Source organism: Butyrivibrio hungatei DSM 14810 (assembly GCF_900143205.1).
Taxonomy (GTDB): Bacteria; Bacillota; Clostridia; order Lachnospirales; family Lachnospiraceae; genus Butyrivibrio; species Butyrivibrio hungatei.
The window spans coordinates 128,231-150,464 of sequence record NZ_FRDH01000003.1 but is presented as its reverse complement, the minus strand read 5'-3'; the positions used below and the strand labels follow the sequence as shown (position 1 = coordinate 150,464).

The window sequence follows — 22,234 nt, the reverse complement described above, 5'->3', positions numbered from 1 at the left end:
ATATGTACGCTAACGTAATCATTGATATTTCACATGAGAAGGTGGACAAGCCTTTTCAATATAAGGTACCCGATAAGCTTGCGGGTAAGATCGACATAGGAAGCCCTGTAGTTATTCCCTTTGGTAGAGGGAATACTACCAGAAAGGGCTTTGTTATTGAGCTTACAGATGAGCCTAATTGGGATCCTGCCAAGATAAAAGAGATAATTGATGTATCTGACGAAGTGGTTTCAGCTCAGGATATATCAATGAAGCTTGCAGCCTGGATGAAAAGACATTACGGCTCAACCATGATAGCTGCCCTTAGGACAGTTCTTCCTGCAGCCAAGAAGCAGAACAGACAGGTCCACAAGTATATATCTCTTAGAATGGATTTAAGGCAGGCAAGAGATCTTTATAACGAATGCGTTAGAAAAAAGCAAAAGGCCAGAGAAAGGCTTTTAAAGGAACTTTTAGAAAACCCTGAAGACAGGATTCCTTATGAATTTGTAACAGGTAAGCTTAATATAGCGTCTCAGACTATCAAAGCTCTTTCTGACCAGGGAATCATCAAGGTTGAAAGCGAAGAATATTATAGAAAGCCAGTGGCGGCAGAGAGTTCAAGATATGGCAAAGCAGTCCTTAGTGATGAGCAGCAGCATATCGTTGATACTGTCAAAAAAGATTACGACCAGGGCCAAAGAAATACTTACCTGATCCACGGAATCACAGGAAGCGGCAAGACAGAAGTATATATTGCCCTTATTGATGATGTTATCAAAAGAGGTAAACAGGCAATTGTTCTGATTCCAGAAATAGCCCTTACCTATCAGACTTTGATGAGATTCTACAGACACTTTGGAGACAGAGTATCTGTAATGAATTCTACACTTTCTCCAGGAGAAAAATTTGACCAGATGGAGAGAGCAAGAACTGGCGATATAGATATCATTATCGGGCCAAGATCAGCTCTTTTCACACCATTTCCAAATACAGGAATCATAATAATTGACGAGGAGCATGAGTCTGCCTACAAGAGCGAGACTATGCCCAAATACCACGCAAGGGAAACAGCTATAGAGTTATCGAAGCTTCTTCCGGATGGAGCAGCTGTAGTGCTGGGATCGGCAACTCCTTCTCTGGAGTCCTATTACAGAGCTCAGACAGGGGAGTACAAGTTGTTTGAGCTAAACAGAAGACTCACAGGCGGAACGCTACCAACAGTTGAGATAGCTGACCTTAGAGAAGAGCTAAGAAAAGGCAACAGATCCATCTTTTCACTTAGGCTACAGGAACTTATCGAGGACAGATTAAGTAGAGGCGAGCAGACAATGCTCTTTATCAATAGAAGAGGACTGGCAGGATTTGTATCCTGCAGATCCTGTGGACATGTATTTAAGTGCCCACACTGCGATGTGGCTCTTTCTGAGCACAGAGGCGGAAGGCTTGTGTGCCACTACTGCGGCTACGAGGAACCAGTGAAAAAGATCTGTCCAAAATGTTCTTCAAAATATGTTTCATCCTTTAGGGCAGGCACCCAGCAGATAGAAGATGAAGTCAAGAAATTCTGGCCACAGGCCAAGGTCCTTAGAATGGATGCTGATACCACCAGAGCCAAAGGAAGCTACGAAAAGATCCTTTCGGCCTTTGCCAACAAAGAAGCTGATGTACTTGTAGGAACTCAGATGATAGTCAAAGGTCACGATTTTCCTGACGTTACTTTGGTTGGAATACTTGCGGCTGACATGTCTCTTTACGCTAGTGACTATAGAGCCAGTGAGAGAACCTTCCAGCTACTTACTCAGGCAGCAGGAAGAGCAGGCAGAGGAGACAAAAAAGGCAATGTCATAATCCAAAGTTATCAGCCTGACCACTACAGCATAATTGCGGCATCCAAGCAGGATTACAAGGAGTTTTATGATGAAGAGATCGCTTACAGAGATCTTTTGAGCTATCCTCCTGTGTCGCACATGATGTCAGTTCAGATCATGAGTAAGGACGAAGAAGAGGGAATGGCTTTTGCTACAAAGCTCAGAACCCTTATGGAACAAAGAAAACTTGAAGGATCAGTATTTATTGGACCTGCAGCGGCATCAATAGGCAGGATAAACGACATCTACAGGATGGCTGTTTATGTTAAGATGAGCGATTACCAGGGACTTATTTATTACAAAGATTTAATGGAAAAATATATCAGAAGCCTTGAAGACCAAGGGAAACTCAGGTATATTTCAGTTCAGTTTGACTTTGATCCAGTCAATGGATTTTAAGAAGTAGTTGACTTTTTTGAAAAATAAGATATCATATAATAAAATTGTACAAAACTTAATTGCGAGTACAATATATCAAAAATGCTTTATTATATGATAATATAGATTGAATCAGATTATTTATAATAAAGGAGGCCAAAATGGCGCTTAGAACAATAAGAGAATATGGTGATGATGTACTTGCAAAGAAGTGTAAGGACGTTAAAGAGATCACTCCTAGAATACAGGAATTAGTAGCAGACATGCTTGAGACTATGTACGAAGCTAACGGTGTTGGACTTGCTGCACCTCAGGTAGGAATCCTTAAGAGAGTTGTGGTTATCGACTGTTCTCCAGAAGGAGACCAGCCAATCGTTATGATCAACCCGGAGATCTTAGAGACAAGCGGCGAGCAGACGGGCTACGAAGGATGTCTTTCCCTTCCAGGTAAGTCAGGTATAGTTACAAGACCAAATTACGTTAAGGCTAAAGCCGTAGATCTTGAAGGCAAAGAATATATCATCGAAGGCGAAGAGCTTCTTGCCAGAGCTATCTGCCATGAGCTTGATCATCTCGATGGACATATGTATGTAGAAAAGGTTGAAGGCGACCTTGTAGATAACGAAGAACTTATGGCAGAAGCAGAAGAGGATCACGAAAAAGAATGATCTTTGATCTGCTCACTACCATATATGAGCAGGATATCAGATGTTAAATGAAAAGACTTTAGAGCTTCTTATGAGCTCTTTTCCTAAAATACTAGAATATGGTTTAAAGGTAACACTTCCGCTTGCGGCACTGGCATTCATCTTGTCTACTGTGATTGCAGTACTAGTGGCAATGGTGCAGTATGCGGATGTACCTATTATCAAAGAAATCTGCAGGCTCTATATCTGGATCATAAGGGGCACACCTCTTTTGGTTCAGCTTATGGTAGCTTTCTATGGACTTCCACTTTTGGGAATCCATTCTAATCCGTTTGTTATGGCTGTTATAGTTTTTTCTATAAATGAAGGTGCGTATAGTGCTGAGACCATGAGGGCCGCCATGGAGGCTGTTCCTGCGGGTCAGCTGGAGGCTGGCTACTGCGTTGGTATGAACTATATGCAGATCATGTGGCATATCATCCTTCCACAGGCTTTCAGAACAGCGTTTCCATCACTTTTTAATGCGCTTATCAGTATGGTAAAAGACACATCACTTGCATCAAGTATCACAGTAGTTGAGATGTTTACCAGAACCAAGCAGCTTGCAGGACAATCATATAACTATCTGCCTCTTTATATTGAGGTAGCGCTTGTTTACCTTATTTTCTGTACTGTACTGACATTTATTCAGAAGAAGGGTGAAAAGATTCTTGGAAACTATGGCCAGCGCAAGTAAAGAGGGCATATTATGGCACTATTACAGGTAAAAGACATTAAGAAGACCTTTGGGGATAACGAAGTCCTTAAGGGTGTTAGTATAGAAGTTAATAAAGGCGATGTTGTATCAGTTTTGGGACCATCTGGCTCAGGCAAGACCACTCTTCTTAGATGCATCAATTTTCTGGAAAAAGCTGATGGCGGAAGATTTGTATTTGATGGCAGAGAATATGACCTTTCTGATATTTCCAAAAGGGATATAGCTGCTATCAGAAAAAAAACTGGCTTCGTGTTCCAAAATTACAACTTGTTTGCGAATAAGACTGTCATTCAAAACGTGACACTTGGCCTTACATCTGCAAGGAAGATGCGTTCAGAGGAGGCAGTTGATATCGCGATGGACGTTCTTACCAAGGTAGGGATGGAAGAGTTTAAAGACTATTATCCAAGCCAGTTATCAGGTGGACAGCAGCAGAGAGTAGCTATTGCAAGAGCTCTTGCTACAAAACCTGAGATACTTTATTTTGATGAGCCTACGTCAGCTCTTGATCCTCAGCTCACAGCAGAGGTACTTGAAGTAATGAGAAATCTTGCTTCTGAGGGTATGACTATGATAGTTGTAACTCACGAGATGGGCTTTGCCAGGGATGTTTCCTCCCATGTTATCTTCATGGCAGATGGAAATATCGTGGAGGAAGGACCTGCAAAGGAGTTCTTTACAGCACCAAAACAGGCAAGGACCAAAGAGTTCCTGCGGCTCACAGAAAACTAAATTTGGAAACTGCTAACTAGTTTACAGATAGACAAGGAGAATATTATGAAAAGAAAACTATCTATGCTACTAACAACAGTTCTTGTAAGTGCTTCTATTGTTGCCTGTGGTTCACAGGGCGGAGCAACAGAGAATGCAGATGAAGCTCCAGCAGTAGAAACAGCACAGGCTGACGCTACAGATGCAGAAAATGAGAGCGCTACAGAAGATCACCTTGCACGTATTAAGGCAGCAGGCAAGATCACTATTGCAACAGAAGGTGTCTGGTCACCATTTACTTATCATGATCCAGAGACAGACGAGCTTGTTGGCTTTGATGTTGAAGTTGCAACAGCAATAGCTAAAAAGCTTGGTGTAGAGCCTGAGTTCAAGGAAGTTGCTTTTGATGGCGGACTTACTGGTGTATCTACCGGAACTTTTGATATGATGGCTAACGGTGTAGACGTTACACCTGACAGATCAGAGACTTACGACTTTACAGATCCTTACGCTTACGACCATGCAGTAGTTGTAACTCTTGCTTCAAATGATTCAATCAGTTCTTTTGAAGATTTAAATGGCAAGACAACAGCTAACTCTGCTGGATCAACATATGAAGCAATGGGTATCAAGTACGGCGCTGTAGTATCTAACGTAGATACGCTTGGCGAGACCATGACGCTTGTATTAAACGGAACTGTTGATGCTACTATCAACGCCAATACATCAGCGCAGGACTACTTCAATACTACAGGAACAACTGATCTTAAGGTTGCAGCTGTAGATTCAGAAGTTACTATGTATGCGGTTCCTCTTGCAAAGGGTTCTGACAATGACAGCCTTAGAGCTGCGATCAATCAGGCTATCGCAGAACTTCGCGCTGATGGTACACTTTCAGAGATCTCAGTTAAATATTTTGGCGCAGATATCACTGCTGAATGATATCGCCTTAAATTGTACAAATAAGTCCTAAAATGGTACACTTAAGAGTGTCCTTTTAGGACTTATTTTATTGAATAATTTACGCCTATATGAAAGGAAATATTTAAATGAAGATAGTTTTTATGGGAACTCCTGATTTTGCCAGGACAGCCCTTGAAAAGATCATAGAAGCAGGTCACGAAGTAGTTCTGGTTGTAACTCAGCCAGATAAGCCAAAGGGAAGAAGTGGAGAGCTTCAGATATCTGATGTTAAGGCATGTGCCTTAGAGCATGATATTCCGGTATTTCAGCCAGTCAGGATAAAAGAGGCTGAGCATGTAGCATATTTAAAGAGTATCGAAGCAGACATTTACGTAGTAGCTGCATTTGGACAGATACTTTCACAGGAAATCCTTGATATTCCTAAGTTTGGATGTGTTAATATTCACGCATCCCTCCTTCCAAAATATAGGGGAGCTGCTCCTATCCAGCAGGCAATCCTTGATGGCGAGAAGGTTACAGGCGTTACTATCATGCAGATGGCAGCTGGAATGGATACTGGCGATATTCTGATCCAGAGAGAGATTCCAATCGATGAGGATGAGACTGGAGGCGGACTTTTTGATAAGCTGTCGATCCTGGGTGGCGAGCTCATTGTAGATGCCCTTCCTTTGATAGAAAAAGGCGAGCTTATTCCTGTTCCTCAGGATGAAGAAAAGGCTACTAAGTGTGGCAAACTTTCCAAGAACATGGGTAAGATTGATTTTTGTAAAGATGCAAAGACAATCGGAAATCTTGTAAGAGGTCTTAATCCATGGCCATCAGCCTTTACAAGTTTAGATGGCAAGAGCTTTAAGATCTGGAAAGCCAAGGCATTATCCGAGTCATCAAAGGGAAAAGAACCAGGAAGCATAGTATCTGTTTCCAAAGATTCTTTTACCGTGGCAACAGGTGACGGTCTATTAGAAATTACAGAGGTTCAGCTTGAAGGCAAAAAGAGAATGGCAGTCAAAGACTTCCTTCTTGGATATAAGCTTGAAGCTGGAACAAAACTTGGATAATAAAGTGAACAATAAGAAAAGAGGCGATACATATGTATTACGGTTATGGTAGAGCATTTGGATACGGAATGGATCCTATGTACTTTTTAGTTATTCTCATGGCTATTCTTTGTATGGTAGCCAGTTACAGAGTTTCATCTGTTTACAAAAAATACGCAAGGATTCGTAGCATGTGCGGTATGACTGGAGCACAGGCTGCAATGGAGATCCTCCGCAGAAATGGTATTACTGATGTGTCAGTTTGCCATGTCAGAGGAGAACTTACAGATCACTATGATCCCAGAAACAAGGTAGTTAACCTTTCTGATGCAACGTATGATTCAACAAGCGTAGCAGCCATTGGCGTTGCAGCTCATGAGTGCGGACATGTCATGCAGCATCACTTTGGATATGCACCACTGTCCTTTAGAACAGCACTTCTTCCAGCTGCAAATATCGGATCAAAGGCTGGAATACCTCTTTTGATCCTTGGAATGCTTCTTGGTTTTTCACCACTTATAAGCATTGGAATCGTTGTATTTTCGCTGGCAGTATTGTTCCAGCTTGTTACACTTCCGGTTGAGTTTGATGCTTCTCACAGAGCTCTCGTGATGCTTGAAGAATACGGTATTCTCGGACACGAGGAAGTTGCTGACTCCAGAAAAGTCTTAACTGCAGCCGCTATGACATATGTGGCAAGTGCAGCTTCAGCTGTAGTTCAGCTTCTTAGACTAGTTATGTTAAATAATCGTAGGCGGTAATCAGTTAATGAAAGAAAGAGAAAAACTCGGTAGCCGATTAGGCTTTATTTTGCTGTCAGCAGGTTGTGCGATCGGCATTGGAAACGTATGGCGATTTCCATATATGGTAGGTCAGTATGGCGGAGGCATTTTTGTAGTTATTTACCTGCTATTTTTACTTATATTAGGTGTCCCTGTTATGACTATGGAATATTCCATAGGTAGAGCCAGCAGGATGAGTATTTATCCGGCTTATAAGAAATTGGAAAAAGAGGGGACAAAGTGGCATTTGTCAGGATTTATGGCAATGTTTGGTAATTACCTGCTTCTTATGTTCTATTCAGTAGTTTCAGGATGGATACTTAGATATTTTGTGCTGATGCTCACTGGCTCTTTTGAAGGAAAGACTACAGCTGGTATAGAAGAGGCATTTGCTACTATGATGGATAGTCCTGAGATACTCATAGCATACATGGTCATCACAATGCTGATAACTATGGTCATCTGCTCCATGGGGCTTCAGAACGGTGTTGAGAAGATCACCAAGATCATGATGATAGCTCTTATCTGCATCATGATTGTTTTAGGAATCAGATCCCTTACACTTCAGGGTGCATCTGAGGGCGTTGCTTTTTACCTGATGCCAAATGTAGACAATATCAGAAAAGTTGGTATTGGAAATGTTATGTATGCAGCCTTAAACCAGAGCTTTTTTACCCTTAGTCTTGGTATGGGCAGCATGGAAATATTTGGAAGCTATATCAAAAAAGAGAGAAGCCTTGCAGGAGAGGCAATACTTGTTGCAGGACTTGATACTTTCGTAGCTATTGTCGCAGGACTTATTACAATTCCTGCTTGCTTTGCTTACGGCGTATCTCCTGACAGTGGACCAAGTCTCATATTCCTTACACTTCCTAATGTATTTACCGCACTTCCTCTTGGAAGAGTCTGGGGAAGCTTATTCTTCCTGTTTATGTATTTTGCAGCTCTTTCTACCATGGTTGGTGTGTTTGAGAACGTAGTAAGCTTCTCTATCGATATATTTGGCAGTGAGCGCAAAAAGGCAGCTCTTATTGCAGGAATCATCATCACACTTGGTTCTATTCCTTGTACCCTTGGCTTTAACGTACTCAAAGGCTTTGAACCATTAAAGCCAGGCACAAACATCATGGACCTTGAGGATTTCATTGTTAGTAACGTTATCCTGCCTATAGGATCACTAATTTGCTGCCTGTTCTGTACAACAAAGTATGGATGGGGCTTTGATAAATATTTAGAAGAAGTAAACAGCGGTCTTGGAATCAAGGTAAGCCGCAAACTTAGCTGGTACTTTAAATATGTTCTTCCAGCGCTCATCACATTCTTGATGATATATGGAATAGTAACGTATTTTAAATGATTTATGAGGGTAAGTAATTGGCTAATATTCGTGAGATTGTTTTAAATATCCTAATTGAATATGACAAGGACAAGGCTGGTAAGATGTCCTTGTTAAAAGATTCTTTGGAAAAGTACGACTATCTTGAAACAAGAGATAAGGCGTTTATAAAAAGAGTAGTTGATGGGTGCCTTGAGAGACAGACCCAGATAGACTATTGTTTGGATCAGTTCTCAAAGGTTAAGGTTCAGAAGATGCAACCTCTTATCAGAAGCCTTATGAGAATGGGAACCTACCAGATCATGTTTATGGACCAGGTTCCAGATTCAGCAGCCTGTAATGAGGCAGTTAAGCTTGCTGACAAGCACAAGTTCTCCGGACTCAAAGGTTTTGTAAATGGAGTCCTGAGAAATATTTCCAGAAATAAAGAAAATATCAAATACCCTGACAAAGCTATAGATAATGGATGCGAGTATTTATCAGTGTTTTATTCAACACCAAAGTGGCTCTGCGAAATGTGGGTATCTGAGTATGGCTACGACAGGACTGAGAGCATTTTGGAGTTCTTTTTACAGGCTAGACCTACAACCATAAGGCTCAATGTACCTAAGCTCATGGAGATGAATAAGGCTTCAGACCTTGATGCATTGGTGGATGCTTATGTAAAAGAGCTAAATGAGGCAGGAGCTGTAGCTAAGAGAAATCCTGTCCTTAAATATGCGGTAGATCTAGAGAAAACAGATAATATCAGATTCCTTCCAGGATTTGATGAGGGACTGTTTACAGTTCAGGATGTAAGCTCAATGCTTGTCACTGAAGTTGCAGATCCAAAGGAAGGCCAGACTGTTATAGATGTCTGCGCAGCTCCTGGAGGCAAGACTCTTCACGCAGCTGAGAGAGTTGGAGTAGAAGGAAGAGTCATATCCAGAGACCTTTCTGATAGAAAGTGTGACATCATCAGAGAAAACGCCGAGAGACTTGGACTTTCCAATATTGAAGTTGAGGCCTTTGATGCCAGGATCCATGACGGAAACCTTGAGGATATGGCAGATATCCTATATCTTGATGTACCTTGCTCAGGACTTGGCATTATAGGCAGAAAGAGCGATATAAAGCTGAACACCACCAAAAAAGGCCTAAAAGAGCTGGCTGATCTTCAGTGGGAGATTGTAAAGGCAGCCTATGACTATGTAAGGCCAGGCGGAATACTCATGTATTCAACCTGTACTGTCAACAAGGCAGAAAATGAGGCTATGATCGATAGGATCTGCAAAGAACTTCCTTTTGACAGAGTGGATATTACAGATGCTCTTCCAGTAAGGATAGATAAAAAGAGCTCTAAGGAAGGCTATATTCAGCTTCTTCCCGGAGAGTTTGGAACAGATGGATTTTTTATAGCAAAGCTTCTAAGGAGAAAAGAGAAGTGACAAAGATAGATATTAAGTCTCTTTCACTTTCAGAGCTTGAGGATAGTATCAAAGAACTTGGCGAGCCAAAGTTTAGAGCAAAGCAGCTCTATGAATGGATGCACGTCAAGAAGGCCAGAAGTTATGATGAAATGACCAATATATCCAAGAGCTTAAAAGAAAAGTGCATTGAGCATTACGATTATACAGCGCTTCAGGTTGTGGATGTTCAGAAATCCAAGATCGATGGCACACAGAAATTCCTTTTTGGACTTTCTGATGGCAACGTTATCGAGAGCGTATTTATGAGGTACAAATTCGGAAATAGCGTGTGCATCTCATCTCAGGTTGGATGCCGTATGGGATGCAGATTCTGTGCATCAACTATAGATGGTGTAGTCAGAAACCTTGGTCCATCAGAGATGCTGGATCAGATATATGCTATTTCAAGGGAGACTGGTGAAAAGATTTCACGAGTAGTAGTTATGGGAAGTGGAGAGCCTCTTGATAACTATGACAATCTCCTTAAGTTTATCAAGCTTTTGACTGATGAAAACGGAATGAACATGGGACAGAGAAATCTTACAGTTTCTACTTGTGGAATCGTTCCAAATATTTACAGACTGGCTGATGAAGAGCTGTCTATCAACCTGGCATTGTCTCTTCACGCATCCAATAACGAAAAGCGTAAAAAACTCATGCCTATAGCTGAAAAGTACAGCATTGATGAAGTACTTGATGCATGCAGAGCATATTTTGACAAGACCGGAAGGCAGCTGACCTTTGAATATTCCCTTGTAAGCGGAGTAAATGACACTGATGAGGATGCTGCCGAACTGTCCAAATTATTAGAGGGCATAAATGCCGTAGTTAACCTTATTCCCGTCAATCCTATCAAGGAAAGAGACTTTAAACCCACAGATCGTTCTGGGGCCTTAGCTTTCAAAAATAAACTTGAAAAAAGTCGAATAAATGTTACTATTAGAAGGGAAATGGGCAGGGATATAGATGGTGCTTGCGGACAGCTTAGAAGGCGCCATTTACAGCAAGAAATGTGATACCTGCTTATTTTTGCATGAAAAGAGTTTGCTCGGGAGGCAAGATTTGTTAAAAACGTTTTCTATAACGGATATAGGTAAAAAACGAAAACTGAATCAAGATTACGTTTTTTCATCCGATAGAAAGATAGGTAATCTTTCAAATGTATTTATTGTTGCTGATGGCATGGGCGGTCATAATGCCGGCGATTATGCTTCACGCTTTACAGTAGATACTATGGTTGAGGAAATCGAAAAGTCTTTTGAGCAAAGCCCTGTTAAGATCCTTGAGAATTCTATCAAGATCGCTAACCGCAAACTCAGAGAAAAGGCTTCAGAGAACCCTAGCCTATTCGGAATGGGAACCACTGTTGTAGCATGTACAGTGCTTGGAAGATTTTTGCAGGTTGCAAATGTCGGAGATTCCAGGCTCTATGTCATAAATGACAAGATAACACAGATTACCAGAGATCACTCTTTGGTAGAGGAGATGGTCAGGATGGGCGGCATTGATAGAGAGACTGCAAGAACTCATCTTGACAAGAACATTATTACCAGGGCAATCGGTGCCACAGATACGGTAGACATCGACTTTTTTAACGTGGAATTAAAACGTGGGGACATTGTTCTCATGTGCTCTGACGGACTTACCAATATGCTTGAAGATGAAGAGATCAGAGAGATAGTAAGCGGTCAGAAAGATATTATAGAGAAGGCCCAAAAACTTGTTGTGGCAGCTAATAACAACGGAGGCAAGGATAATATAGCTGTTATCCTGATAGAGCCCTTTGCAGAAGAACTGACACACGATGGAGGACTGAATGATTAAGATAGGAATGGTGATCGGCGATCGCTATGAAGTGCTTGAGAAGATCGGCACTGGCGGAATGTCCGATGTATATAAAGCAAAAGATCATAAACTTAATAGACTTGTTGCTGTGAAGGTACTCAAACAGGAATTCTCAGAGAACGAGAATTTTGTTTCTAAGTTCCGAGTTGAGGCCCAGTCTACAGCTGGACTTATGCATCCAAACATTGTTAATGTATATGATGTAGGAGATGAAGACGGTGTTAACTACATCGTTATGGAGCTTGTTGATGGTATCACTCTCAAGAAATATATTGAGAAGAAGGTACGTCTTTCTGTTAAGGAGGCAGTCAGCATAGCTATTCAGGTAGCTATGGGACTTGAGGCAGCTCATAACAACAACATCATTCACAGAGATATCAAGCCACAGAATATTATGATCTCTAAGGATGGTAAGGTTAAGGTAACAGACTTTGGTATTGCCAAGGCTGCAACCAGCAATACTATCACATCCAATGTAATGGGATCTGTGCATTACACTTCTCCAGAGCAGGCAAGAGGTGGATACAGTGATGCCAAGAGTGATATCTATTCACTTGGTATTACGCTTTTCGAGATGCTTACTGGAAGAGTGCCATTTAATGGTGATACAACAGTAGCTATTGCTATCAAGCATATTCAGGAAGAACTTCCAACTCCTTCGGATTACAACGAGGATATTCCTATCAGTGTTGAGAAGATCGTGCTTAAGTGCTGTCAGAAGAGTCCTGACAGGAGATATCAGAGTGCTGCCGAGCTTATCACAGACCTCAAGAAGTCACTTATCACCCCTGATAAGGATTTCGTTTCTCTTGTTGATCCTGATGAAGAGGGTGCTACAAGAGTAGCTTCTGATGAGGAACTTAGCTCAGTTAAGGGCGGTACAGGCAAGATGTCTGATACTGAGCAGATGCGTCTTAATCGTGATTTCTCAAGAGATTACGATAAGGGCAAGAGACATGATGATTATGACAGAGATCATAAGAGACCTAGACGAGATTACGACGAATATGACGATGATGACGATTTCTACTATGAGCAGAATAGAAGGAGAGGCTCATCATCTAAAGATAATAAACAGGAACCATCCAAGATCGAGAAGATGACAATAGTCATGGCTATTGTTTCTGCTGTACTTATTGGATTTATCGTTATCATCCTTATTGCTAAAGGCATGGGATTATTTGGTTCCTCTGATGCAAGTGCAGACGCTTCCAGTGCAGCTTCTTCATTAACTACTGAGGAATCAGCAGATGGAATCGAGATTCCAAATGTAACTGGTAAGACATATGCAGAAGCTAAGTCACTTCTTAGCGAAAAAGGTTTTGCAGTAGAAAAAGCTGATGATACATCTAATACAGCAGCTAAGGATACAGTAGTATCTACTAATCCTGCTGCAGGAAGTAGAGCTGCTAGTGGTTCAAAGATCACAGTTTACATCAGTAACGGATCTAACTATACAGCTTCAGCTTCTGCTGAGGTTTCAAATGCTAAGGCAGACGGACAGGTAACTGTTCCAAATATAATTGGTATGACTTCAGAGGATGCTGTTATCACTCTTGTAGAGTCTGGCCTTGTGGCTGGAACAATTGTTGAGACCAACAATGAGGATTCGAATCTTACAGGTCTTATCTGTGCACAGAGTATTGCCGTTGGCACGTCTGTTTCAGAGGGAACTGTTATCAATATGGAGCTTTCTATTGGACCTGCCAGCGTAACTTATAGCTATTCAGCAGATATTACAGCTCCAACAGAAGGAGAAAACTTCACCTTTGGAATCCCTGTTAAGGTAACCCTGGTAACATCTGATGGAACAACACTTCTTAGCACAACAACATCAGATTTCCCGGTTCAGGCTACATACAAGGGAATTACTTCTCCTACAGGAACATTAACATTTGTTTATACTGCAACAACTCCTACAACCACCAATCCTGAGACTGGTGAGACTTCTGGAGGACAGGCTGTAGAGTATACAGTTACAAGAGCAGTAACATTTAATCAGGAGAACTGATCATTTAATGCAGGGAAAGATATTAAAGGGAATTGCCGGGTTTTACTACATAGAAACCTCCGATGAGAAAATCTATGAATGTAAGGCAAAAGGCATCTTTAGAAAAGATAATATTAAACCTATGGTAGGAGATGATGTTGAAATAGACATCATTGATGAAGAAAAACAGATAGGTAATATCATCAGGATCCTACCTAGAAGAGCTCAGTTACTAAGACCGCCTGTTGCCAATGTGGATCAGGCGGTTATTTTGTTTGCCATTGTCAAGCCAGATCCAAATTACAATCTTTTGGACAGGTTCCTTATCATGATGAGGCAGCAGAATCTTCCTGTTATCATCTGCTTTAATAAACAGGACATAGCATCCGAGGAAGAGAAGCAGAAACTCACAGAGAGTTATGAGAATTGTGGATACAAGGTTCTTTTCATAAGCGTCAAAGAGGATAAAGGTCTTGATGAGCTTAAGGCACTATTAAAGGGTAAGACTACAACTCTTGCAGGTCCAAGCGGTGTTGGCAAGTCATCTCTTTTAAATAAGCTTGTTCCTGATGCAGATATGCAGATAGGAGAGCTTAGCCGCAAGATAGAAAGGGGCAAGAATACCACAAGGCATTCAGAGCTCTTTTTCGTAAAAGAGCTATCGGATGAAGGCTTTGATACCTTTATCATCGATACTCCTGGTTTTACATCTCTTGAGCTTAGGGATGTATCAGTTGATACTCTTATGCAGTATTATCCAGAATTTGAAGATTATGAACCGGAGTGTAGATTTGGCGGCTGTTCTCATATTGCAGAGCCAGACTGCGGCATTAAGAATGCTCTTGAAAAAGGTCTTATTTCTAAAGTACGTTACGATAACTACAAGCTTTTATACGAAGAACTTAGGAACATGAGACCTGTTTATACCAAGAAGCCTAAAAGATAAACTGAAGTGACGGAGTAATCCTATGAAGATATATGTAACCAGACATGGACAGACAGATTATAATGCGGCAAAGCTCATGCAGGGCCAAATAGATATTCCTCTTAATGAAAAAGGAAAGAGCCAGGCTAGAGCCGTAGGAGAAAAATTAGCAGGTGTTAAGTTTGATAAGGTATTTGCTTCAACACTTGGAAGAGCAGTTACTACAGCTTCACTTATTTCTGGAGTTCCAGAAGATGAAGTTGTTAAGGATGAAAGAATAATCGAGGCAGCCTTCGGTGATTTTGAGGGTGTTGGTTACTTTAAAGTAAGCATACCGATGTTTCTTTATTGGGGATTTCCAGAAATCTTTCCATGCCCAAAGAAAAATGGCGTAGAAGATATTCCTTCTATGGTTGCCAGGATTGGTTCATTTCTCTCTGAGCTTGAAAAGCAAAAGTATGAAAATGTGCTTCTGGTGTGCCACGGAGGAATCATAAGAGTGATCCGCGGTTATCTGGAGGATTCTAAAAAAGGTTTTATATGGCGTCCAAGACCCAAAAACTGCGAAGTATTTGTGTATGAGTCAGTTGATGGCAAGCACAAACTGATTGAAGACATAAAGTGAGCCATAGGGACGGGGTTTGTGGCTCATTGTAAGCTAATGAATGTAGAAGCAGGTCCTAATTGAATTTAGGACCTGCTTTTTAACTTTAGTGTGTTATACTGTTATAAATTGGCTAACTCGGAGGGAGTGTATGAAAAAAATCTATGACTATGTCTTTTTTGATCTGGATGGAACACTTACAGATTCAGGACCTGGTATATTAAACGGCTTTGCCTATGCCATAAAGGAGATGGGCGGTGAGGCCCCTGATAGAGAGTTACTTAAAAGATTTGTAGGACCACCACTTAAGCACTCTTTTGGCGCGATCCTTGGATATTCCCCTGAAGATACAGATAAAGCAATAAAAATATATAGAGACTATTACCACAACAAGGGCGGCTTACTTGAAAACACGGTTTATCCCGGTATTGAAAAGCTTCTTGCAGATCTAAAGAAAGAAGGCAAGAAGCTCGTTGTTGCAACTTCCAAGAATGCCTTTGGAACGAATAAGGTGTTAGAGCACTTTGGACTTAAGAAGTACTTTGACTTTGTGGCAACTTCTGACGATGAACTTATACCTGAAAAGATCGATGTCATCAGATACGCCCTCAAAGAGTGCAGCGTTACTGATCTTTCAACCGTAGTAATGGTCGGTGATAGAGAAAATGATATTTTGGCGGCAAAGGAGCTGGGAATTGATTCTATAGGTGTTCTCTATGGTTATGGCGATGAAAAAGAGCTGACTAATGCGGGAGCTGTATATCTTGCTAAGAAGCCAGAAGATGTTAAGGCACTTATAGTATAGGGAAAAGTGGACAGAAGGTGTCAAGGTACTTATAGCATAAGAAAAAGGGGATAGAAATGAAATTTTACGTTGATTTTGATGACTGTCTTTGCGAGACAGCTAAATCATTTACAGTAATAGCAAAAGAACTGTTTAATAGGGATGTTCCATATGAAAAGGTTAGGTTCTTTAACCTTCAGAAGTCTTTTGACCTTAATGACGAAGAATATGAAAAGTTAATGCTTGAAGGTCATAAGCCAGAAGTTCTTTTATCCTATAAAGAGACGCCAGGGGCTTCTGAAACAATAAATGAGTGGATAGATGCTGGACATGAAGTTTATATCATAACCGGGCGTCCATTTAGTGCCTATGATGCTTCTAGACAGTGGCTTGATGAGCACAATCTAAAGAGAGTGACTCTGTATTCTCTTGATAAATACGGAAGAGACTCTTTTATCAAGAATAGTAAGTTTAACCTGACGTTAGATGATTACTACAAGATGAAATTTGACTATGCAGTAGAGGATTCTCCAATGGCTTTCAAGTTCTTTGATCATCTTCCTGACCTGAAGGTCATGGTCTTTGACAGGCCTTGGAATAGGGATGCAGAACTTCCAGGGGATAACTTCACTCGCTGCGTAGACTGGAAATACATACAAGAACAGGTCCGAAAATGAGCCCTAGGGACGGAGATTAGGGCTCATTTTCGATACAAGACTACTAAGAGATTAGACATGAACGCTGATAGAATAAACGTATGGTTTGCACATATCATTGAATGGGAATTCCCAGGTTTTTCAGTAGATAAGTGCTTTGATAACCTTCTTAAGATGCAGGAAGAAATAGATAAGAACGGAGTTGTAGAGGGAACTATTCACAGATACCTTATTGTTGCTAAGAAAGAGAAGTAATTCTTGGTTTGCTTTCATGGCAGAGAAATATGATGAAAGCCTTTCTTGGACTGCAGGGATTAGCAGGGAACAAGAGGATTGATGAGGGTGGCATGAAGATGCCACCCTTTATTTTATTGGATTGTAGGGATAGGAGCGTGGTGATACCAAAGAAATTTATAATTTGAAGATGGTATTACTGGAGTGGACCGCGATGATACCAAACAAGTATATAATTTGAAAATGGTATTAGTGGGATAGACTGTGATGATACTAAAGAACGGAAAAACATGAAAATGGTATTACTGGAGTAGATTGCGGTGATACCAAAGATATTTAAAATTTGGAAATGGTATTATCCGAATAGAGCGCAGTAATACCAAGCAAATAAAAAGCTTGAAAATGGTATTAGTGGAATAGGTTGTGATGATACCACAGATCGGAAAAAATTGAAAATGGTATTATCCGAATAGACCATGGTGATACAAAACAAATAAAAAACATGAAAATGGTATTACCACATAGCTCGCAGTAATATCCCCATAAAAAACACAGAATAAGGATTGTCAAACATAAGGCAATGAAGCAGGTAATATATGCAAAGGGACTGCATCATAGCGCAAGTGAAAAAATGAGCCATCCCTCTCATTCTTAGGACTTATGAGCCATAATCTCCGTTCCTATGGCTCATTCTTGAAAAGTGTGTTGGGTCAAATGAAAAAGTAAATTCCACTTTTGTTTTATAATTCTTCATATTTTTCGATTTTAGGACTTTTTTGGGTGAAAAGGTACTTTGATACCCTCTAAAAACGTGCTAAAATCGGTGTACCAATTCTGTTTGTTTGCATAGCAAACAGATGGCTGGAGCAGCTTGAGAAAAAATAAATTCCACCCATCAATAGTATAAAAATGATATGGATGGTTATCTGTCTGCTCTAAATTTGTTTAGTGACTAATCAGTCGCGATGTTCAATGAGTGCCGGTTTTAACAAGACTTCGTCTGGGGAGACTTTATGCTGTCCTGTTAAGATCGGTATCTTTTTGTCTAATAACAGTTCTGCTAGATTAAAAGGCGTGGCGCCATTCAGACTATCCCTGGCTGTTGAGTTTATATGACTTGCCATAAGATTTATGTCTTCTTGTGTGTATTTGAACATGCTACGACCTTTCGGTATCACATATCTTATGTATTCGTGATTCTTTTCTATGCGTCCCTTTTGATTAGAAACATATGGATCGCAGTAAAATACATATGTCCGTTGTGTTCCGGTTTCAGCTTTTTCTATATCCCATGGATTTTTGAATTCAGAGCCGTTGTCAGTAAGGATGACAGGAAAGTATTTTTTAAACGTCCTTATTCCGATGGTGTCACATAACGAATTGATTGCATTAACGACGCTCATCTGAGTGCAGTCAGGAAGGAGAATTATAATCATAAAACTGCAACTTCTAAAAAGAAGTGTTAATAAACATTTGCCTGCAGTACGACTTCCTTTAACGGTATCCATTTCCACTACATCATAGTCAGGATGCGCAGCCATAAAACGTTCGAAGTCTACGTAAGTACGTTTATTTCTGTAGACTTGTTTTATGTTTTTGACTCTAGGTTCAGAACGCTTTTTTCGTTTCTTATAGCGGACACGTCTAGGGAGGTCTATGTTACGAGCTTTGAATACGCATTGATCAAAGTAGTTATATAGTGTTCGTCTACATACAGGAATCTCATTTGCATGTACGGCAAAGATATGACTTAATGGCTGACCCTGCAACACTAATGGAGAGATAAGGTCGTTAAGCTGCCTTAACTCCTCAGGTGTCATGTTAATGCCTTGACGAGAACTTACTAGAACTTTTTCATATTCTGCTTGAGCGTGCTTAGCATCATAGAGAAAATGGTCAATGTTGCATTTTGTTGCTTTTTCACAATCATTGCATACATAAGGAGCGCGATGAGGGCGATCACAGTTATGAGGTTTATATAGGTCGCATGCCCAAGAGGAATAAGACCTATAACAATGTTTACATAATCGATTACAAGTGCGTGTCCTTATGCATCTTGAGGTAGCTCTGTCGCCACCCTTAATGGAACAAATACTCCAATTGGTGCAACTCAAACAGTGGTAAAACGCGTTATGACGTTTGCTTATAAACTTTCTGTGTTTTTTTACTTCTTTTGATATTGTTGTTGGATCCTTTCCAAGAGCAGTTCCTATGCTTTTGAATGATGAACCTTGCAATAATTCTTGTTCAATAAAAGTTCTGTTAGATAAGGTTAAATGTTTTTGAGTGTTCATCGTTATCCTTTCTAACAGACAGATAACCTATGAAATAGTATCAGAAACTATGTGCATGAGTAAATTCCACTTTTTCTGTTTTTTGATGATATAAAACGGAATTTAAATTTTCACATTACGAAAGTGTGTTGACATTATATAAATATAGTGTTACAACTGTATTACTACGTGTAGTACACTAATTGATACAGCAAGGAAAGACAGAAATGAAAAAGAAACTTTTAACACTTATTTTAACAATGACAATGGGCTTATCTGTTGTAGCTTGTGCTAAGACAGAAAGTACTGGTAGCAATAACAATGATTCTGAGGTATTTTCAGAGGCTGAGTCTTTTGAGACTATTTCAGAGGATAACGGATCTAATGAAACAGAAGGCAATGAAGAAGGTGGCGCTAGAGTTATCGATGCAGACGACAACATGTTAGAGACTACTGTTGAGTATCCAAATGAAGGAATCAGCTTTTCAATCTTAGATGATGGCAAGACTGTTCTTGAAAAGCTTGGAGATCCTGCAAGCAAGACAGAAAGCGGTGACTTCTTTACAAACACTTATTACAGCTCTGCAGAAGTAACTTACAGCAAAGACGGCGATAAGGTAGAAATCATTGAGTTCAAGAGCTACAGCGACGCATGGAAGACAAGCAAAGGTATTACAATAGGATCTACATATGATGAGATCGTAAATGCTTATGGCGAGCCATCAACTGAATCCAAAGAGGGAGAGCATTGCCTGAACTATTTCTATGAGGATGGCTTTAGCATTTCCTTCACACTTAACGATAACAACGAAGTGACTTACTTCGTTATGGTTCTTGGACGCGGCTGATAAAACGCTAAACAATAAAAAATAATCGCATAGAAAGAGACTTTATCAAGGTAATTCTTTGGAAAGTCTCTTTTTTTACTATATCTTGATGTGTTATCATCTTGAATATGTAGATAACCAAGGTATATGGGGGAAGACATGATGAATATACTAGTTGTTGGTGGAACAAGATTTTTTGGAATTCCGATGGTAGAAAAGCTCATAGCGGATGGTCATGATGTGACAATTGCTACTCGTGGAAAATCACAAAATTCCTTTGGAGAATCTACAAAGCAGCTAGTCATGGAACGAACTAACTATGATAGTGTAAAAGAGGCATTGGCTGGGAAATCTTATGATGTCATTATCGATAAGATTGCTTATAGCTCAAATGATGTAAAAAATCTTTTGGAAAATGTCAGTTGCAAAAAGTATATTCAGATGTCTTCATGTTCTGTTTACTTAGAGGATAAAGAAAATATTAGAGAAGAGGACTTTGACTCACGTAAGTATCCATTAGCATGGATAGACAGAATAAAGGACTACGCTGAAGGTAAACGTCAGGCTGAAAGAGCTGTATATGAATACATAGATGAGTCTAACTGCATTTTTGTTAGATATCCTGTAGTTATGGGACCTAATGATTATACTAACAGGTTGAGATTCTATGCTGACCACATCAAGGAAAAAAAGCCAATGTATGTAGATGACCTTGACTGTGGTATGGAGTTTATTCACGAGAAAGAGGCAGGTCTTTTCATAGCTCATTTAGTAGACCAGGATGTTCACGGGGCAGTGAATGGCTGCGCTAAGGGAATGATCAGTTCAAGAGATATTATCGAATACATAGAAAAGATTACTGGTAAAAAAGCTGTACTAGATGCGAATGGCGATGAAGCGCCATATAATGGAACGACTTCAAATCTATCCTATGATACAACCAAGGCTAGACAGACGGGCTTTAGATTTTCTGATAGTAATGAGTGGATATTTGACCTGATCAAATCATACTTATAAATGGAGATGAAAATGAGTTACACAGACAAGAAAGTTAAAGTTACAGTAATAGAGAGCAAGTGCCCCAAATACAAAGAGGGTGACGTTATCTGTTTTGAAGGAAGTATGCTTGATAGACAACGTATGTATGGTAGCTATGAATGCAATCTATCCATTTATCTATGCTTTTCGTAGAGGTGGAGACTTAAAGAAAGGTCCATATCAATGTGTGGATTGCAACGAAGCAGTAGTATTTGAGATTGAAAGTATGTAGTTTAAAAGGAGATTATATGGATCATTTTTATTTTATCAGACATGGCGAAACTGTCTGGAATGTTGAAAATAAGATCTGTGGTGCAACAGATATAGAGCTTACTCAGAAAGGCCACGAACAGGCAATAGAGACAGGAAAAAAGATATTGGAGCAGGGAATTACTGCTGATGTTATCTTGACGTCACCACTTGTAAGGGCAAAAGAAACAGCAAGACATATCTCTGAGATAACAGGAATCCCAATGGAAGTAGAGCCAAGACTTACTGAGCAGAATTTTGGCATATATGAGTCTACTCCAAGAGATGGCGCAGAGTTCCATGAAGCCAAAAAAGATATGGCAAGCAGATTTGGAACAGGTGAATCTATGCTGCATCTGGCTCAGAGGATATACAATCTTCTAGATGATATAAAGGTTGGAGATAGAGAAGTAATCCTAGTGGCACATAACGGTATCACTAGAATGGTGGAGTCCTACTTTAGGGAAATGACTAATGAAGAGTTTTCTTCATGTGGTATAAAGAACTGCGAGATCAAAAGATATAGTTTCGACTAATTGGGGGTCATATGCGAATTGAACACATTGCAATGTACGTTAAGGATTTAGAAAAAGCCAGAGACTTCTTTGTGAGCTTTCTTGGAGGCAGATCAAACGATGGTTATCACAATGTAAAAACAGGCTTCAGGTCCTACTTTATCTCTTTTGATGACGGAGCAAGACTTGAGATAATGAATAAGCCTGAGCTGGCAGATCCAGAAAAAGAGCTGAATCGTACTGGACTTATCCATATTGCCTTCTCTGTGGGGAGCAAAGAGCGTGTTGATGAGCTGACTAAAACCTTGGAATCTGCTGGATATCAGGTTGTTAGTGGACCTCGTACCACAGGAGATGGGTACTACGAGAGCTGCGTAGTTGTGATCGAAGGCAATCAGATAGAGATTACTGTCTGAAAAATTGA

Annotated in this window: 23 protein-coding genes; 22 read left to right on the top strand and 1 reads right to left on the bottom strand. The window is 40.2% G+C overall.

The annotated features are described in order from the left end of the window. Positions 1–2: 2 nt before the first annotated feature. From priA to BUA02_RS00685, 17 genes are all read left to right on the top strand, one after another. A complete protein-coding gene (gene priA, locus BUA02_RS00765) occupies positions 3–2,249 on the top strand; it encodes a replication restart helicase PriA (RefSeq protein ID WP_072700192.1) in 2,247 nt (748 codons plus the stop codon). A 140-nt stretch (positions 2,250–2,389) separates the two neighbouring features. After that, on the top strand, positions 2,390–2,896 hold the full coding sequence (def, locus tag BUA02_RS00760; RefSeq protein ID WP_178297585.1) for a peptide deformylase: 507 nt from the start codon (positions 2,390–2,392) through the stop codon (positions 2,894–2,896). 40 nt (positions 2,897–2,936) lie between these two features. Then, on the top strand, positions 2,937–3,611 hold the full coding sequence (locus BUA02_RS00755) for an amino acid ABC transporter permease (RefSeq protein ID WP_072700188.1): 675 nt from the start codon (positions 2,937–2,939) through the stop codon (positions 3,609–3,611). Between the two features lie 12 nt (positions 3,612–3,623). Further along, complete coding sequence (locus tag BUA02_RS00750; RefSeq protein ID WP_072700186.1) at positions 3,624–4,364, top strand: amino acid ABC transporter ATP-binding protein; 741 nt, start codon at positions 3,624–3,626, stop codon at positions 4,362–4,364. A gap of 45 nt (positions 4,365–4,409) precedes the next feature. Beyond that, complete coding sequence (locus tag BUA02_RS00745; RefSeq protein ID WP_072700184.1) at positions 4,410–5,285, top strand: transporter substrate-binding domain-containing protein; 876 nt, start codon at positions 4,410–4,412, stop codon at positions 5,283–5,285. A gap of 107 nt (positions 5,286–5,392) precedes the next feature. Then, entirely contained in the window at positions 5,393–6,325 is a 933-nt protein-coding gene (gene fmt, locus BUA02_RS00740; RefSeq protein WP_072700182.1) for a methionyl-tRNA formyltransferase, read from the top strand. A 32-nt stretch (positions 6,326–6,357) separates the two neighbouring features. Further along, on the top strand, positions 6,358–7,065 hold the full coding sequence (locus BUA02_RS00735) for a zinc metallopeptidase (RefSeq protein ID WP_071176494.1): 708 nt from the start codon (positions 6,358–6,360) through the stop codon (positions 7,063–7,065). Positions 7,066–7,072: 7 nt separating this feature from the next. Continuing rightward, positions 7,073–8,443 carry a sodium-dependent transporter gene (locus tag BUA02_RS00730; RefSeq protein WP_072700180.1) on the top strand — a complete coding sequence of 457 codons (1,371 nt, stop codon included), beginning with the start codon at positions 7,073–7,075 and terminating at the stop codon, positions 8,441–8,443. A gap of 17 nt (positions 8,444–8,460) precedes the next feature. Next, the gene (rsmB, locus tag BUA02_RS00725; RefSeq protein ID WP_072700178.1) at positions 8,461–9,849 is read left to right on the top strand and encodes a 16S rRNA (cytosine(967)-C(5))-methyltransferase RsmB; all 1,389 of its coding nucleotides are present in this window, start codon (positions 8,461–8,463) and stop codon (positions 9,847–9,849) included. Then, entirely contained in the window at positions 9,846–10,886 is a 1,041-nt protein-coding gene (gene rlmN, locus BUA02_RS00720; protein WP_072700176.1) for a dual-specificity RNA methyltransferase RlmN, read from the top strand. Before rsmB ends, rlmN begins: the two co-directional genes overlap by 4 nt. Positions 10,887–10,932: 46 nt before the next feature. Next, a complete protein-coding gene (locus BUA02_RS00715) occupies positions 10,933–11,694 on the top strand; it encodes a Stp1/IreP family PP2C-type Ser/Thr phosphatase (RefSeq protein ID WP_071176490.1) in 762 nt (253 codons plus the stop codon). Then, complete coding sequence (gene pknB / locus BUA02_RS00710; RefSeq protein WP_072700174.1) at positions 11,687–13,726, top strand: Stk1 family PASTA domain-containing Ser/Thr kinase; 2,040 nt, start codon at positions 11,687–11,689, stop codon at positions 13,724–13,726. The genes BUA02_RS00715 and pknB overlap by 8 nt, the downstream gene beginning before the upstream one ends. A gap of 7 nt (positions 13,727–13,733) precedes the next feature. After that, positions 13,734–14,651 (top strand): ribosome small subunit-dependent GTPase A, encoded by a 918-nt coding sequence (rsgA, locus tag BUA02_RS00705; protein ID WP_072700172.1) that lies wholly within the window; start codon positions 13,734–13,736, stop codon positions 14,649–14,651. 22 nt (positions 14,652–14,673) lie between these two features. Continuing rightward, positions 14,674–15,255 carry a histidine phosphatase family protein gene (locus BUA02_RS00700; protein ID WP_072700170.1) on the top strand — a complete coding sequence of 194 codons (582 nt, stop codon included), beginning with the start codon at positions 14,674–14,676 and terminating at the stop codon, positions 15,253–15,255. 130 nt (positions 15,256–15,385) lie between these two features. Next, on the top strand, positions 15,386–16,039 hold the full coding sequence (locus tag BUA02_RS00695) for an HAD-IA family hydrolase (RefSeq protein WP_072700168.1): 654 nt from the start codon (positions 15,386–15,388) through the stop codon (positions 16,037–16,039). Between the two features lie 56 nt (positions 16,040–16,095). Next, the gene (locus BUA02_RS00690) at positions 16,096–16,695 is read left to right on the top strand and encodes a 5' nucleotidase, NT5C type (protein ID WP_072700166.1); all 600 of its coding nucleotides are present in this window, start codon (positions 16,096–16,098) and stop codon (positions 16,693–16,695) included. Between the two features lie 57 nt (positions 16,696–16,752). Next, entirely contained in the window at positions 16,753–16,929 is a 177-nt protein-coding gene (locus BUA02_RS00685) for a hypothetical protein (protein ID WP_330393294.1), read from the top strand. 935 nt (positions 16,930–17,864) lie between these two features. Here BUA02_RS00685 and BUA02_RS00680 read toward each other — a convergent pair. Further along, the gene (locus BUA02_RS00680; protein WP_072700164.1) at positions 17,865–19,202 is read right to left on the bottom strand and encodes an IS30 family transposase; all 1,338 of its coding nucleotides are present in this window, start codon (positions 19,200–19,202) and stop codon (positions 17,865–17,867) included. 206 nt (positions 19,203–19,408) lie between these two features. Here BUA02_RS00680 and BUA02_RS00675 point away from each other — a divergent pair, with 206 nt between their 5' ends. The 5 genes from BUA02_RS00675 (at position 19,409) to BUA02_RS00655 (ending at position 22,226) form a co-directional block, all read left to right on the top strand. After that, on the top strand, positions 19,409–20,029 hold the full coding sequence (locus BUA02_RS00675; RefSeq protein ID WP_072700162.1) for a DUF4309 domain-containing protein: 621 nt from the start codon (positions 19,409–19,411) through the stop codon (positions 20,027–20,029). Positions 20,030–20,167: 138 nt separating this feature from the next. Continuing rightward, positions 20,168–21,025, top strand: coding sequence for an NAD-dependent epimerase/dehydratase family protein (locus tag BUA02_RS00670; RefSeq protein ID WP_072700160.1), 858 nt, complete (start codon positions 20,168–20,170; stop codon positions 21,023–21,025). A gap of 12 nt (positions 21,026–21,037) precedes the next feature. Then, positions 21,038–21,199 (top strand): hypothetical protein, encoded by a 162-nt coding sequence (locus BUA02_RS15750; RefSeq protein ID WP_178297584.1) that lies wholly within the window; start codon positions 21,038–21,040, stop codon positions 21,197–21,199. A 95-nt stretch (positions 21,200–21,294) separates the two neighbouring features. Then, positions 21,295–21,831: a histidine phosphatase family protein gene (locus tag BUA02_RS00660; protein ID WP_072700158.1), complete on the top strand. Its 537-nt coding sequence runs from the start codon at positions 21,295–21,297 to the stop codon at positions 21,829–21,831. Positions 21,832–21,842: 11 nt separating this feature from the next. After that, the gene (locus BUA02_RS00655; protein ID WP_072700156.1) at positions 21,843–22,226 is read left to right on the top strand and encodes a VOC family protein; all 384 of its coding nucleotides are present in this window, start codon (positions 21,843–21,845) and stop codon (positions 22,224–22,226) included. Positions 22,227–22,234: the final 8 nt, after the last annotated feature.